This window comes from Micromonospora sp. CA-259024 (assembly GCF_050936255.1).
Taxonomy (GTDB): domain Bacteria; phylum Actinomycetota; class Actinomycetes; order Mycobacteriales; family Micromonosporaceae; genus Micromonospora.
The window spans coordinates 2,052,286-2,065,683 of the sequence record NZ_JBNJND010000001.1 but is presented as its reverse complement, the minus strand read 5'-3'; the positions used below and the strand labels follow the sequence as shown (position 1 = coordinate 2,065,683).

The 13,398-nt window shown below is 73.5% G+C and carries 15 protein-coding genes; 9 read left to right on the top strand and 6 right to left on the bottom strand.

Annotated features, from left to right (window positions below; translation table 11 throughout):
• Window positions 1-157: 157 nt before the first annotated feature.
• The 4 genes from ACQEUX_RS08920 (at window position 158) to ACQEUX_RS08905 (ending at window position 2,230) form a co-directional block, all read left to right on the top strand.
• Window positions 158-556, top strand: coding sequence for a TraR/DksA family transcriptional regulator (locus tag ACQEUX_RS08920; protein ID WP_433043977.1), 399 nt, complete (start codon window positions 158-160; stop codon window positions 554-556).
• Window positions 557-604: 48 nt separating this feature from the next.
• The gene (locus ACQEUX_RS08915; protein WP_433043974.1) at window positions 605-1,480 is read left to right on the top strand and encodes a DUF72 domain-containing protein; all 876 of its coding nucleotides are present in this window, start codon (window positions 605-607) and stop codon (window positions 1,478-1,480) included.
• Window positions 1,481-1,623: 143 nt separating this feature from the next.
• Entirely contained in the window at window positions 1,624-1,809 is a 186-nt protein-coding gene (locus ACQEUX_RS08910; protein ID WP_433043971.1) for a hypothetical protein, read from the top strand.
• Window positions 1,802-2,230: a DUF2267 domain-containing protein gene (locus ACQEUX_RS08905; RefSeq protein ID WP_433043968.1), complete on the top strand. Its 429-nt coding sequence runs from the start codon at window positions 1,802-1,804 to the stop codon at window positions 2,228-2,230. Before ACQEUX_RS08910 ends, ACQEUX_RS08905 begins: the two co-directional genes overlap by 8 nt.
• A gap of 40 nt (window positions 2,231-2,270) precedes the next feature.
• Here the strand turns inward: ACQEUX_RS08905 and ACQEUX_RS08900 are convergent, their stop codons facing one another.
• A complete protein-coding gene (locus ACQEUX_RS08900; RefSeq protein WP_433043965.1) occupies window positions 2,271-3,050 on the bottom strand; it encodes a DUF72 domain-containing protein in 780 nt (259 codons plus the stop codon).
• Window positions 3,051-3,208: 158 nt separating this feature from the next.
• Here ACQEUX_RS08900 and ACQEUX_RS08895 point away from each other — a divergent pair, with 158 nt between their 5' ends.
• Entirely contained in the window at window positions 3,209-3,514 is a 306-nt protein-coding gene (locus ACQEUX_RS08895) for a hypothetical protein (protein ID WP_433043962.1), read from the top strand.
• A 9-nt stretch (window positions 3,515-3,523) separates the two neighbouring features.
• Window positions 3,524-4,792, top strand: coding sequence for a cupin domain-containing protein (locus ACQEUX_RS08890; protein ID WP_433043959.1), 1,269 nt, complete (start codon window positions 3,524-3,526; stop codon window positions 4,790-4,792).
• Window positions 4,793-4,948: 156 nt separating this feature from the next.
• Here the strand turns inward: ACQEUX_RS08890 and ACQEUX_RS08885 are convergent, their stop codons facing one another.
• The 5 genes from ACQEUX_RS08885 to ACQEUX_RS08865 form a co-directional block, all read right to left on the bottom strand.
• Window positions 4,949-5,611 (bottom strand): hypothetical protein, encoded by a 663-nt coding sequence (locus tag ACQEUX_RS08885; protein WP_433043956.1) that lies wholly within the window; start codon window positions 5,609-5,611, stop codon window positions 4,949-4,951.
• The gene (locus ACQEUX_RS08880) at window positions 5,608-8,283 is read right to left on the bottom strand and encodes an FtsK/SpoIIIE domain-containing protein (protein ID WP_433043953.1); all 2,676 of its coding nucleotides are present in this window, start codon (window positions 8,281-8,283) and stop codon (window positions 5,608-5,610) included. The genes ACQEUX_RS08885 and ACQEUX_RS08880 overlap by 4 nt, the downstream gene beginning before the upstream one ends.
• Window positions 8,276-9,313 (bottom strand): hypothetical protein, encoded by a 1,038-nt coding sequence (locus tag ACQEUX_RS08875; RefSeq protein WP_433043950.1) that lies wholly within the window; start codon window positions 9,311-9,313, stop codon window positions 8,276-8,278. The genes ACQEUX_RS08880 and ACQEUX_RS08875 overlap by 8 nt, the downstream gene beginning before the upstream one ends.
• A 6-nt stretch (window positions 9,314-9,319) precedes the next feature.
• Window positions 9,320-9,580: a hypothetical protein gene (locus ACQEUX_RS08870; RefSeq protein ID WP_030504016.1), complete on the bottom strand. Its 261-nt coding sequence runs from the start codon at window positions 9,578-9,580 to the stop codon at window positions 9,320-9,322.
• 152 nt (window positions 9,581-9,732) lie between these two features.
• Window positions 9,733-10,125, bottom strand: a complete 393-nt coding sequence (locus ACQEUX_RS08865; protein WP_433043946.1) for a hypothetical protein — start codon at window positions 10,123-10,125, stop codon at window positions 9,733-9,735.
• Window positions 10,126-10,264: 139 nt separating this feature from the next.
• Between ACQEUX_RS08865 and ACQEUX_RS08860 the strand changes: the two genes are divergently transcribed.
• From ACQEUX_RS08860 to ACQEUX_RS08850, 3 genes are read left to right on the top strand one after another with little or no spacing between them, the layout of a single operon-like run.
• Complete coding sequence (locus ACQEUX_RS08860; protein WP_433043943.1) at window positions 10,265-12,820, top strand: ATP-dependent Clp protease ATP-binding subunit; 2,556 nt, start codon at window positions 10,265-10,267, stop codon at window positions 12,818-12,820.
• The gene (locus tag ACQEUX_RS08855; protein ID WP_433043940.1) at window positions 12,817-13,029 is read left to right on the top strand and encodes a hypothetical protein; all 213 of its coding nucleotides are present in this window, start codon (window positions 12,817-12,819) and stop codon (window positions 13,027-13,029) included. The genes ACQEUX_RS08860 and ACQEUX_RS08855 overlap by 4 nt, the downstream gene beginning before the upstream one ends.
• The gene (locus tag ACQEUX_RS08850) at window positions 13,029-13,379 is read left to right on the top strand and encodes a DUF3140 domain-containing protein (RefSeq protein WP_433043937.1); all 351 of its coding nucleotides are present in this window, start codon (window positions 13,029-13,031) and stop codon (window positions 13,377-13,379) included. Before ACQEUX_RS08855 ends, ACQEUX_RS08850 begins: the two co-directional genes overlap by 1 nt.
• Window positions 13,380-13,398 lie beyond the last annotated feature (19 nt).

The following is a 13,398-nucleotide window of genomic DNA, read 5'->3' as shown; positions in this document are numbered from 1 at the left end:
CGAGAATTCAGCGGTTTGGTCGGTTGATCCGGCGGGTACTCGCCCGGCTCACAGAGCGCGGGTGATCCCCCGCGTACCGAATGCGACCGTGACCGGGGCTTGACGCCGCCGGCACCCGGTTCACCGTGAGCCACAGGCCCAGGAAAGGCAGGCAGCGATGCTCGTCCACGACACGGTCGGTACGGCCCGTTCCCAGGCGGAGATCGACCAGATCCGGCTCTCCCTCCAGGCGCGCTACGACGAACTGACCGCCGAGTACGAGCAGGCCGTGCTCCAGAGCCAGGTGCTGCGGTTGGTGGAGGTGGGCGACACCGCCGGCGACGACCAGGCCGACAGCGGCACCAAGACGGCCGAGCGGGACACCGCGCAGTCCCTGCTGCGCACCATCCTCGACCGCCGCGCCCAGTACGAGCACGCCCTCGGCCGGCTGGAGGAGGGCACCTACGGCTGGTGCGAAGGCTGCTCGGCGGCGATCCCGGTCGAACGGCTGGAGATCTTCCCGTCCGCCACGACGTGTGTGACCTGCAAGCAGACCCGCGAACGGCGGGCGGCCTGAGCGACGCCAGCGGTTGCCGGTCGGTCCGCGACGCGATGGACTGCACCCATGGGTGACATCCTCGTGGGCACCGCGTCCTGGACCGACCGCACCTTGCTGGACTCGGGGTGGTATCCGCAGACCGCGGACACACCGGAGAAGCGGCTGGCCTACTACGCCCGCCAGTTTCCGCTGGTCGAAGTGGACGCCACCTACTACTCGCCGCCCGCCGAGGCGACCGCCCGGCTGTGGGCCGAACGCACCCCGGCCGGCTTCACCTTCAACATCAAGGCGTTCAGCCTGCTGACCGGGCATCCCACCCGGGTCAGCGCGCTCTACAAGGACCTGCGGCCGGAGACCGACAAGAAGAACGTCTACCCCGACGACCTGCCCGCGCAGTCGTACGAGGAGGTCTGGACGCGCTTCCTGTCCGCGCTGGACCCACTCGTCGAGGCGGGCAAGCTGGGCGCGGTGCTGTTCCAGTTCCCGCCCTGGTTCACCATCAAGCGGGCCAACAAGCAGTACCTGCTGGAGGTGGCGAAGCGTTGCGCTCCGCTGCGCCCGATCTACGAGTTCCGGCACGCCTCCTGGTTCGACGGTGACAACGCCGACGAGACGCTGACCTTCCTGCGCGAGCACAAACTGCCGTACGTCTGCGTGGACATGCCCCAGGGGCACCGCTCGTCGCTGCCCCCGGTGCTGGCCGCCACCGCGGATCTCGCGGTGGTGCGTTTCCACGGTCACAGCGACAAGTGGACCAGCAAGGACATCCACGAGAAGTTCGGCTACCGCTACTCGAAGCGGGAGCTGGCCGACTGGGCACCGAAGCTGCGCGAGCTGGCCGACGAGGCCGGCCAGACCCACGTCCTCATGAACAATTGTTACCGCGACTACGCGCAGACCAACGCGCAGCAGCTGACGGCGCTGCTGGGTGGAGACGGATAGCGCGGACCGGACCGCCCCCGGGCCATTTCCCGGCTCACCCGATCGGGGTGGGGCCGGGTCACCCGACCCGCAGGGAGGGTGGACGCGGTGGGTACGGCCACCCGAGGGTGGCCGACGCCGGAGACGACACGGAGGTGACGGGGATGACGGTTCGAGTGGTGACGGATCGACGGCGTGGTGCCGTCCTGCACGTGGTCGGGACGGCCGACCACGCCCGGCGCGCCCCGCAGGGCAGCCCGGTGCGGGCCCGCGGCGGCCCGGTGGGGCCACCGCGCCGTGCCGATGACCGACGGTGGGACAACACGGAACGGGGGTCGACCGATGGCTGACACGATGATCTCAGCGTTTGAGTCCTCGCTGGACAAGACGAACCTCATTCTCAAGGACATCGAGAATGCCTACGGCTGGCCGAAGGATCAGCGCAACCAGTCGTACGCGGCCCTGCGCACGGTGCTGCACCTGCTGCGCGACCGGCTGCCGGTGAACGAGAGTGTCGAGTTCGCCCAGCAGTTGCCGGTGTTGGTCCGGGGGATCTACTTCGACGGGTGGGTTCCGTCCGACGTGCCGATCAAGCTCAACCGGGACGACTTCCTCTACGAGGTCCGTCAGGGCTTCCCGTACGACGTGGAGGGCGGCGCGGAACGGGTGACGCAGGTGGTGCTGGACACCCTGCGCCGACACGTCACCCAGGGCGAGTGGCAGGACGTGAAGGACACCATGCCCAAGGACCTCGCCACCATGATGCCGTGACGCCCTGACGCGGTGAGCCCGCCCGACCCGTCGGGCGGGCTCAGTCGCCGGAGGTGTCCGCCTCGGCGGAGGATGGCACCCGGGTCACCGGGTGCCCGGCCCGACGGGCCAGCGCGGCGAACGCGACGGCGTCCACGATGGCGGCACCGCCCGGATCGTTGTTGAAGTAGACGTACGCCGGCTCGCCCGCGCCGAAGGCGTCGGTCAGCCGGCTCACCCAGGACCGGAGCGCGGCACGGCCGTACCGGGGCCAGGGCCGGGCCCGCCCCTCGTGCAGCCGCAGATAACCGAAGTCGGTGGTGCGCCAGCGCGGGGCGACCGGACGCCCGAGCCGATCCGCCCAGACCAGCGCCGCCCGGTGCCGTTCCAGCACCGCCCGCGTGGCGTCGGTCCACCAGGAGGGGTGCCGGGGCTCCACCGCGACCCGTACCTCCGCCGGAAACAGCCGCAGTGTCGCGTCGAGCGCCTCGACGTCCGCCCGCAGGTTCGGTGGGAGTTGCAGCAGCACCGGGCCGAGCCGGTCACCGAGTGCGGTGGCGCGACCGAGGAAACGGGCCACCGGCTCGGCGGGCTCACGCAGCCGCTTGATGTGGGTGAGGTAGCGGCTCATCTTCACCGCCACGCAGAAGTCCGCAGGAGTCCGTGCCCGCCAGGCGGCGAAGGTGTCCCGCTCCGGCAGCCGGTAGAAGGCGTTGTTGACCTCGACGGTGGCGAACCCGTCCGCGAAGTGCTCCAGCCAGAGCCGCTGCGGCAGCCGTTGCGGGTAGAAGCGGCCCCGCCAGTCGCGGTACTGCCAGCCGGATGTGCCCACCAGGATCACCGTCCCATCCTGGCACTCACCGCCGCCGCTCGCGAACCGAGCGTGTCGCCCTGGTTCGGCGTCTACGGTGAGGGTTAGAGAAGATCGCGCGTGGGGTACCACCCGCAGCATGACGGACCCCGGCGGATGGCGGGGGCGGCACACCCGAGGGAGTACCGATGGCACTCAACGATGACGACATGCAGACCACGGGCGGCGGCGGCATGGAGGGTCCGGCCGACGGTGGCGCGACCCCCGGCCGGCAGGACGGTGGTGCGGACGGTGGCGCGGAGGGCCCGGCCGACGGTGGTGCCACCCCGGGGCAGCACGACGGTGGCGCCGATGGCAGCGCGGAGGGCCCGGCCGATGGTGGTGCCACCCCGGGGCAGCAGGACGGTGGCGCGGACAGTGGCGCGGAGGGCCCGGCCGATGGTGGTGCCACCTCGGGCCAGCAGGACGGTGGCGCCGACGGCAGCGCCCGGTAGCGGCACGCCATGACGCACCTCGACCCGCCGGGCGGCCAGGGCCGCCCGGCGGTTTCGTCCGCGAACGCGGCGTTGGCCCGTTGCGTCTCGGTCGAACCGGCCAAGTTCGCCGCCGCGCACTGGGGGCACACGCCGCTGCTGTCCCGCGCCGCCGAGCTGCCCGAGCCGGCCGGCTTCACCGACCTGCTCAGCCCCGCCGACGCCGACGAGTTGCTGAGCCGGCGCGGTCTGCGTACCCCGTTCCTGCGCGTCGCCAAGGACGGCCAGTTGGTCGCGGCGGCGCGCTGGACCGGTGGCGGCGGCGCGGGAGCCGAGATCGGCGACCAGGTGCTCGACGAGCGCATCCTGGAGCAGTACGCCTCCGGCGCCACGCTGGTGCTGCAGGGTCTGCACCGGATCTGGCCGCCGCTTGTCGACTTCGCCCGCGACCTGGGCCTCGCGCTCAACCAGCCGTTGCAGGTCAACGCCTATCTCACCCCGGCGGGCAGCCAGGGCTTCGCCACCCACTACGACACCCACGACGTGTTCGTGCTCCAGGTCGACGGTCGCAAACACTGGCGGATCCACCCGCCGGTGCTGCCCGATCCGCTGGAGAAGCAGCCGTGGGGTGGCCGCGCCGACGAGGTGGGCGCCACCGCGCAGGGTCCCGCCGCGCTGGACGTGGTGCTCGCCCCCGGCGACGCCCTCTACCTGCCGCGGGGCTGGCTGCACAGCGCGCAGGCGCAGGACGCCAGCTCCCTGCACCTGACCGTGGGCATCCGCGCGCTCACCCGCTACGCCATGGTCGAGGAGCTGCTCGCGCTGGCCACCGAGGACCAGCGGTTGCGGGCCAGCCTGCCGTTCGGCACCGACGTGGCCGACCCGGACGCCATCGAGCCCGAGCTCACCGAGACGGTCGAGGCACTGCGGGACTGGCTGCTGCGCGCCGACCCGAGCGTGGTCGCCGCGAGGCTGCGCCAGCGCGCCTGGCCGGCCGCCCGCCCGGCGCCGATCCGGCCGCTCGCCCAGGCCGACGCGCTGGCGGCACTGGACGCCGACACCCGGCTCACTCTGCGTCCGGGCCTGCGCTGGCAGCTCGTACCGCACGGCCCGGAAACGGTGGCGCTGCGCCTGTTCGATCGCACCATCACCCTGCCGGCCGACTGCGAGCCGGCGGCTCGCGCCCTGCTCGACGGCACGGTCACCCGGGTGGGTGACCTACCCGGGCTACCCGACGACGCCGACCGGGTCACCCTGGCCCGCCGACTGCTCCGCGAGGCCGTCGTGGTGCCGGCGTGAAGGTCCCGCCGGCGGCGGTGATCGGCTCGGCCTCGTGGAAGTCGCGGTGTCCGGAGGGACGGGACAGCCCGGTTTCCGGAAAACCGAGTCGGTCATCCCGTCGGCGCCGCAGCGGGCGCGCCGCAGGCCGCGCCGGCGACGACCGCGCCCGTCGGGTCAGCGACCGAGCACCAGCAGCAGCGCGGTGGTCAGCAGACCCGCTCCGATGACCACCGTGATCGGCCGAGGGCCGAGCACCGCGTGCCGGCGATCGGCCAGCACCCGCGCCGGCACCAGGCCGACCAGCGGCCCGAGCAGGGTCACCACCAGCGCGAGCACCGGCATCCCGACCGCCAGGTCGCCGCCGTACCCGACGCCGAGCGCACGCGCGCCAGCGCCCAGCGCGTACGCCAGCACGGCGCCGGCCACCCCGCAGAGCGCCAGCAGCGGGTTGACCGAACCCGGAAGCTCACCCGGCTGCCCCGCCCGGTCGAGCAGGTCACGGGCCCGTCCGAGCAGCAGCACCGGGTCGGTGGCCCCGTTGCCGTTCGCGGGAGCGGGCGGGCCGCCGAGGCGCCGGGCCCCCAGCCGCGTGCGTACCTGCTGCCACAGGTGCGCCACCTCGGCGTCCACTCGTTCCTGCTGCTCGCGCGCAGCGACGAGTTCCTCCTCGGCGCGCTGGACCTGATCGGCGGCGTCGGCGACGGCCCGCTCGGCCGCCGTGCACTGCCGCTCGTACCAGGTGTGCGCCTCGCCGCGCTGCTCGCGTACCCGTGCCGTCAGGTCGGCCAGTCGCCGGAGCTGCGCCGCGTACGTCTCGCTGGTCACCGGTTCGTTCATCGCGATGGTCCGTAGGGGATGATCACCTGTCCGGTGCGGTGGACCGCCCGGTCGAAGAAGAGCCCCCGCCAGGGGCGGGGATACCAGTCCGGGCCGCCGGTGCCCGGGTAGAGCGAGGCACCCAGCTCGCCTCCGTGCGCGTCCAGCGCCACCCAGGCCCCGATCTGGTCGGTACGGGCGGCCGGCCCACCCAGGTCGGCGCGCATCCGGGCCACCCCCCGCCACCACGCCAGCACGTGCGTCCGTCGTTCCGGTCCGTCGTGCAGGATCCGGCGTAGCTGCTCCAGGCCGGTGCGCCGGCCCGCGCGGGCGGCCAGCGCGCCGGCCGCCGCGTCGACCGCGAACAGCAGCAGGTAGTGCGGGCTGCCCGGGCCGGTCAGCCCGTCGGCCGTCTCGGCCATCAGCTCACCGACGGTCTCCTCGTCGTACCAGGCGGCGTCGTCGGCCAGGTCGTCGTAGAGGGCGCGGGCGATCGGGTCGGCGTCCGGGTCGAGGCAGGCGATGGAGAACCGGGCGGTCCCCGGCGGGTGCTGGCGGGCCAGCGACCGTGCCGCCGCGTCGAGTACCGCGCACGCCTCGTCGACCCGGGTGCCCAACACCGCGAGGTTGCGGCCCGGGGCGCGTGGCAGCCGCAGCGCCGCCGAGCGGGACTGCACGTCGATGATCTCGCCGAGCAGGGCCACCGGGCTACGCGGGACGGTCCCGTCCGGTGGCACGGTGAGTGCCCGGAAATCCGGGGCGTCCGCCAGCCGGGGAATCGCGTCGCCGTCGAAGAGCCGGGCCGGTGCCGCGTCGGCGGGGCGCATCCGCCACAGCCGGTGCTGCAACCCGCTCCACGTCTCCCAGTCGCTGGCCGACGGGATCCGGGCGACCTCGTTGCCCTCCACCATGCCCGACTCGGCGTTGACCACCGCGTGCCAGCGGGGCAGCGACTGCGCCGCGTCGTTGCGTTCGGCGAGGATCCGCAGCGCCTTGGGCAAGGCGATGCGCAGGGTGAACTGGGCGACCAGCGCCGGGCGGCCCCACAGCGCCTCGATGCCCCGCACGTCCTGCGAGGCGAGCACCAGGTGGATGCCCTGCGACCGGCCGCGCCGGGCCAGGTCCTCCAGCAGGTCGGCCGCCTCCCGGGCGACCACGTCCCGACCGGCCAGCAGCATCTGGAACTCGTCGACCACCGCGACGATCCGGGGCCAGTGCCCGGTCGGGTCGACCGCCCGCAGCTCGGCCAGCTTGGTCACCTCGTGCTTCTTGGCCGCGTCGGCTCGCCGGCGCAACTCCTCGGCGAGGAAGCGCAGCAGCGCCAGCCCGAACTCCCGGTCGGTGTTGACGTTGATCCCGACCAGACGCATGTGCGGCAGCCAACTCGGGTCGCGCCGGCCCTGCGCGAACCGCGCGAAGGACACCCCCTCCTTGAAGTCGAGCAGGTAGAACTCCAGCTCGGCGGGGGAGTAGCGGGCCGCCAGCGCGCCGATCCAGGCGAAGATCAGGTTGGTCTTGCCGGTGCCGGACGGCCCACCGATGAGCGCGTGCGGTGGATAGTCTCCCAACGTCAGCCGTACCGGCCGGCCGTGCGGACCCTCGCCGATCGACGCGGTCAGCCCGTCGGCGGAATCCTCCCGCCACATCAGCTCGGGCGGTGGCAGAAGGTCGGCGAACGGAGTCGGCGGTGGGCCCGCGTTCACCCGGGCGGCGGTCTCCCGGCAGGTCTCGGTGACCAGCGTCGCCGGTGGCGGCGGGTCCAGCCGGACCGGCAGACCGGACGCACCTCCGATGCGCGCGCCGGACACCCCGGCCACCACCCGGGTCACCGTCGGATCCTCCGGCAACGGCACACCGTGGACCACCAGGTGCACGCCGCAGGCCGCGCCGGCTCGTACCACCCGGTCCAGCTGCCCGCGTTCGTGCCGGTTCAGCTCCTCACCACCGAGCAGCACCGCCACCCGCCACGGTTCGGGTCGTCGGCCGGTGGCCGCCGCCAGCTCGCGCAGGGAGGCGTACTCGCCGGCGAGCACCGTCTCGTTGATCCGGCGGATCTGCTCCACCAGGTCGTCGAGCAGTGGGCTCAGCCCGCCGGGGCCGACGAAGGTGAGCAGCCCCGCCGTGCCCAGCGGGGCGAACCCGGCCAGGCCGCCGCCGAGCTGCTCGGGGTCGTACCCGATCAGGCGTACCGCCCCCGGGTCCGCACGGCCGACGGCCCGCAGCAGCAACGCGGCCACCACCGCGTCGCAGCCGGCGCGGTCGTCCCCGGAGAGGTGCACGTGCCCGGCGTCGAGCAGCGGCACCAGCGCGGGCACCGGGTCGACGCCGTCGATCCGGACCGTGCCGACCCGCAGCGCGCCGGGCGGCTCCGCCCGCTGGGCGGGCGTCGGCGTCCACCCCGGCCAGTCCGCGCCCGCGCAGCCGGGCGCCTCCTGGCGGGCGGCCTCGGCGGCGCGCCGGGCCAGCTCGGCGATCCGGGTGGAGTGCCGGGCGTCGATATCGGCGAGCCGGCGGTCGCGCTGGGCTGCCACCCGTTCCGGTACGGCGGCCGCCGCCCGCTGGACCCGGGCCAGCCGTTCCCGCCCGGCGGTCAGCTCGGCCTGGGCGGCGGACAGTCGGGTACGGGTCGCGCCCAACGCCTCGGCGAGGGTGTCCCGGACCCGGGTGGCCAGCTGACCGCGCCGGTCAGCCATCGGAGCCTCGACGAGTCGGCGCGTCCCGCCACGGGCTGCCGGAGCGCGGCGGTAGCCCGCCGGAGCGCTGCCCAACCGCTCCTCCCGCCCGCTGAACCGCACCGTCCGGGCGCGGACCGACGCCGGCCGGCCGCCCGCCCACCGGCTGTCCCGCGCCCACCGGTTGCCCCGCGCCTGCCGGCTGTGGGCCGTTGCCCGAGGGCAGATCCCGGCCGAGCCGGGCGAGCAGCAGCCCGGCCGCCACACCGGCCGTCACCGCGGAGTCGGCGGCGTGCGGCGGCTCCCCGGAGGCGCGTGGCGGCGGCATCCGGCACACCCGGGTCAGCAGCGTCTCCAGCACCGGTGGCGGCAGCCCGGGCAGCAGGTCGCGGACGCGCCCGTCCAACTCCCCGCGCAGCCGCCCGAGGTCGGTGGCGCGCGGCGGGTGCCCCAGCAGCTCCCCGGCCAGCTCGCGCAGCAGCGGTGGCGCGAGCGCCGCCAAACCCAGCCCCACGTCGGCCGGGGCCCGGCGCAGTTCGGTACGCAGCCGGTCCCGGTCACCGGCGCGCACCCCGCGTACGACGCGGCGCAGCAATTCCTGGGAGTCGTCCAGCCGCTCGTCGGGTTCGTCGGCGCCGCCGTCGCGCCCGCCGGTCAGCTCGGCCACCCGCACCGACCACCAGCGGCGCAGCCGCACCTGTTCGGCCGGCTCCGGTGCCACGGTGGTCGGCCCGGCGGCCGGTGGTGTGTCGTGCCGGGGTTCGCGCGGTTGCGGGCGGGGTGCCGGGCCGCCGTCCCCGGCGAGCCCGATCGCCGCCAGATACGCCGAGAGCTGCTCCTGTGCCACCCGCAACGCGTAGCCGGCGCTCTCGGCGTGCTCGGTGGCGGCGGACAACTCGGGCACTCCCATCGGGTTGGCCGACTCCTGCCGTACCCAGCGCAGTCGCTCCGCGGCCAGGCCGAACTTCTCCAGCGCCTGCCCGAGCAGGGCCACCGGGAACTCCTCGCTGGCGGCACGGACCTGCCCACCGACGTCCTCGATGATGGACACGGCGGCCTACAGGGTGGCGACGTAGAGCTGCGCCTGCTCCACCGCGACCAGTGTCGCGGCGAGACACTCCTCCAGCTCCTGGCTGGCCTGGGTCAGCGACGCCTGGGCCGCCTCCACCGTCTCGTGCCCGCTGCCCTCCAGTGCGCCGGCCAGGGTCTGCTGTGCCTCGGCCAGTTTCTCGCCGGCCGCCTGCACGGCTGTCTGCCCGTCCCCGATCTGTTGGAGGGCGACATCGATGGCAGCCTTCAACTCGGCGACGCTCGCCACGGCGGAACCTCCTGGGGGCGGGGAGAGCTCCATTAGAGCCTATCGGCGGCCCCGAAAGAACATCCGCCCTGTCGGTGTTCCTGCCCGCCTGTCCGGTAGGCCCCCTGAAGTGCCGGGAGTCCGTTCTGTGGGAGTCCCAGTGCGAGAAGCTCTCAGCTGCTGGTGGGGGACTCGCGCAGCCAGCGCGGGCCGTACACCTCGGCGCCCAGCGCGGTCACCCGGCCGCGCAACTCCCGGTCGGCGGTGACCACCAGCCGGCGCCGCCGAGGCGCCGCCTCCACCAGCTCGACCACCGTGTCGTCACCGGAGCCGGCGGCGGAGACCACCCGGACGCCGTCGGTGCCCGGCACGTCCCGCGCGGCCCCCTCGACCACCAACACCACCTCCACCGGGGCGGGCAGCCGGGCCGGCAACCCGACGGTCGCCACCGGGGCGAGGGAGTCGCGTAGCCGGGCCGTGGCCCCCGCACGGTCACGCCACCACCCGTTCGGGCGGGAGCCCACCACGTTGGCGCCATCCACGATCAACAGCGGGGTCTCATCCATCCCGTCAGCCTGCCACCATCGGCCGGCCCCGGCCCGACGCCACTCCCAGGATGCCGGTGCTCCGCCACCTGCGGCGTTTGTCAGGGCGCGCGCCGGGTAGCCCCTGCCGACCGTGCCGCGCCAACTGCGGAGGACAGACATGATGGGACCCGGTGACATCGGCTCCGACCCGTGGGACGAATTCCTGGCCAGGTACTTCGGCCGGGGTGAGGGAGGGCGCCGACCGCCGCACCGGGTCGACATCACCCGGCTGATGACGGCTGACGCCCGGGAGATGCTGGCCGACGCGGCCCGGCGGGCCGCGCAACGCCACAGCAGCGACCTGGATACCGACCACCTGCTCTGGGCGGCGCTGCAACGCGAACCCCTGCGTGACCTGGTACGCCGGGCCGGAGCAGACCCCGACACCCTGCTGAACGCGCTCGGCGGGAAGGGCGACGGCGCGCCGCGCGGGGAGGTGCCACCCAACCTGTCGTTGACCCCAGCCGCCAAGCGGGCGTTGCTCGACGCCCATCAGCTGTCCCGGGCGATGGGCGCCAACTACATCGGCCCCGAGCACATCCTGATGGCGCTGCCACTCAACCCGGAGTCGCCGGCCGGGCGGATGCTGGCCGCCGGCCGGATCCAACCCGAGTCGTTGCAGGCGGCCAACGCCGAGCGCGGGCCGATGACCGGCCCGAAGCCGGATCGCGGCACCCCCACCCTCGACCAGTACGGCCAGGACCTCACCGACCTGGCCCGCAACGATCAGATCGACCCGGTGATCGGACGGGCCGACGAGATCGAGCAGGCCGTGGAGATCCTGTCCCGGCGTACCAAGAACAACCCGGTGCTGATCGGCGAGGCCGGCGTGGGCAAGACCGCCATCGTCGAAGGCCTGGCCGAACGGATCTGCGACGGCGACGTGCCGCAGACCCTGCTCGGCAAGCGGGTCGTCCAACTCGACCTGGCCGGCCTGGTCGCCGGTACCCGGTACCGGGGGGACTTCGAGGAACGGCTGAAGAAGGTGATCGACGAGATCCGGGCGCACCGGGACGAGCTGATCATCTTCATGGACGAGATCCACACCCTGGTCGGGGCGGGTGGCGCCGGCAGCGAGGGCGGGATGGACGCGTCCAACATGCTCAAGCCCGCGCTGGCCCGGGGCGAGCTGCGGGTGATCGGCGCGACCACGCTCGACGAGTACCGCAAGAGCATCGAGAAGGACGCCGCGCTGGCCCGGCGCTTCCAGCCGGTGCTGGTGCCCGAGCCGAGCGTCGACGACACGATCGCCATCCTGCGCGGTCTGCGCGACCGGTACGAGGCACACCACCAGGTGCGCTTCACCGACGAGGCGCTGGTCGCCGCCGCCGAGCTGTCCGACCGGTACGTCACCGACCGGTTCCTGCCGGACAAGGCCATCGACCTGATCGACCAGGCCGGGGCGCGCGTGCGACTGCGTACCCGTACCCCCGCCGCCGACGTGCGGGAGCTGGAGCAGGAGCTCGACGAGGTACGCCGGGACAAGGAACAGGCCGTCACCGACGAGCAGTACGAGCGCGCCTCCGCGCTGCGTGACCGGATCGCCGAGCTGGAGGAGGCGGTGCGTCGCGCGAACGGCGACGACGGGTCGTCCTCGCAGGTGCCCGAGGTGGGTCCACAGGAGATCGCCGAGGTGGTCTCCCGGGCCACCGGCATCCCGGTCAGCCAGCTCACCGAGGAGGAACGGGACCGGCTGTTGCGCCTGGAGGGGCACCTGCACCAGAAGGTGGTCGGCCAGGACGACGCGGTCACCGCGGTCGCCGAGGCCGTCCGTCGCTCCCGGGCCGGGCTGGCCGACCCGGAGCGACCGATGGGCAGCTTCCTGTTCCTCGGCCCGACCGGCGTCGGCAAGACCGAGCTGGCCCGCGCGCTGGCCGAGGCGCTGTTCGGCGAGGCGGACCGGATGGTCCGGGTGGACATGAGCGAGTTCCAGGAGCGGCACACCGTCAGCCGGCTGGTCGGTGCCCCACCCGGGTACGTCGGCTACGAGGAGGCCGGCCAGCTCACCGAGGCGGTGCGGCGCCGCCCGTACGCGGTGGTGCTGCTCGACGAGATCGAGAAGGCCCACCCGGACGTGTTCAACATCCTGCTCCAGGTGCTCGACGACGGGCGGCTCACCGACAGTCAGGGCCGGACGGTGAACTTCAAGAACACAGTCCTGATCATGACGAGCAACCTCGGTTCCGAGCTGATCACCGGCACCCAGCGTGCCGTCGGGTTCGGCGCCGGAGAGCCGGGCAGCGAACAGGAGAACGAGGAACTGCGCGAACGGTTGATGCGCCGCCTGCAGGAGAACTTCCGACCGGAGTTCCTCAACCGCATCGACGAGGTGATCATCTTCCGCCGGCTGGAGGCCGAGCAGTTGCGCGACATCACCGCGCTGCTGCTGGAGGAGACCCGACGTCGCATGCACGCCCAGGATCTCCAGGTGGAGTTCACCACCGCCGGCATCGACTGGCTCGCCGAGCACGGCTACCAGCCGGAGTTCGGGGCCCGCCCACTGCGCCGGGTGATCCAGCGGGAGGTGGACAACCATCTCTCCCGGATGCTGCTGGAGTCGGCGATCTCACCCGGACAGAAGGTCGTCGTGGACGTCCGCGACGGCGCGCTCACCTTCGACGTGACCGCGGGCGAGCGGGGGTACACCGCCGCCACGACCACCCACCCGCGATGAGCGGGCCGGCGCGACGAGAGGAACCCGAGCGGCCGCACGAGCCCGCGAAGCCCGCGGAGACCCGGGACGAGGACGACCATCCCGACCCGATCCTGGCGCCGCCCACCGCGAACCCCCGCCGGACGCGGGTGCCCGCGGAGGGCCTGCATCCGAAGACCGACCAGGACGACCCGGAGACGTCCGGGCCGCCGCCCGGAGAGGAGACCTGATGGTACGCGAAGCGCGGCTCGACCCCGAGGTGGAAGTGCTGTGGGAGGACTTCCACGCCGAGGTCAACGTCCCCTCGGAGCAGTTGCGCACCTGGCTGCTGACCCGGGGGTCCGGGGAGGAGTCGTTCGGGTCCAACCCGAACCTCGACCTGCCCCAGCCGGGGCGGGAGATCCTCAAGGTGCTGAACAAGCGCAAGGTCGACCTCACCCCGGAGGACATCGAGGTGATGCGGGAGGCGGTCGAGCGGATCCGCGAGCTGATGGACACCAAGCCGTCGCGCGGCAACGCCGACGACACCTGGCGGCACTCGCTGCTCGACCTGGGCCACGACCCGCTCATCGAACGCTGAGCCGGCGCCACGCGCGAGG

What these genes read in the sequence shown, in the direction of transcription:
- ACQEUX_RS08905 (WP_433043968.1), top strand. Translation starts at nt 1,802, where the DNA reads ATGGCTGACACGATGATCTCAGCGTTTGAGTCCTCGCTGGACAAGACG.
- ACQEUX_RS08880 (WP_433043953.1), bottom strand. Translation starts at nt 8,283, where the DNA reads ATGGCTGACCGGCGCGGTCAGCTGGCCACCCGGGTCCGGGACACCCTC.
- ACQEUX_RS08855 (WP_433043940.1), top strand. Translation starts at nt 12,817, where the DNA reads ATGAGCGGGCCGGCGCGACGAGAGGAACCCGAGCGGCCGCACGAGCCC.
- ACQEUX_RS08915 (WP_433043974.1), top strand. Translation starts at nt 605, where the DNA reads ATGGGTGACATCCTCGTGGGCACCGCGTCCTGGACCGACCGCACCTTG.
- ACQEUX_RS08885 (WP_433043956.1), bottom strand. Translation starts at nt 5,611, where the DNA reads ATGAACGAACCGGTGACCAGCGAGACGTACGCGGCGCAGCTCCGGCGA.
- ACQEUX_RS08910 (WP_433043971.1), top strand. Translation starts at nt 1,624, where the DNA reads ATGACGGTTCGAGTGGTGACGGATCGACGGCGTGGTGCCGTCCTGCAC.
- ACQEUX_RS08860 (WP_433043943.1), top strand. Translation starts at nt 10,265, where the DNA reads ATGATGGGACCCGGTGACATCGGCTCCGACCCGTGGGACGAATTCCTG.
- ACQEUX_RS08895 (WP_433043962.1), top strand. Translation starts at nt 3,209, where the DNA reads ATGGCACTCAACGATGACGACATGCAGACCACGGGCGGCGGCGGCATG.
- ACQEUX_RS08920 (WP_433043977.1), top strand. Translation starts at nt 158, where the DNA reads ATGCTCGTCCACGACACGGTCGGTACGGCCCGTTCCCAGGCGGAGATC.
- ACQEUX_RS08850 (WP_433043937.1), top strand. Translation starts at nt 13,029, where the DNA reads ATGGTACGCGAAGCGCGGCTCGACCCCGAGGTGGAAGTGCTGTGGGAG.
- ACQEUX_RS08865 (WP_433043946.1), bottom strand. Translation starts at nt 10,125, where the DNA reads ATGGATGAGACCCCGCTGTTGATCGTGGATGGCGCCAACGTGGTGGGC.
- ACQEUX_RS08890 (WP_433043959.1), top strand. Translation starts at nt 3,524, where the DNA reads ATGACGCACCTCGACCCGCCGGGCGGCCAGGGCCGCCCGGCGGTTTCG.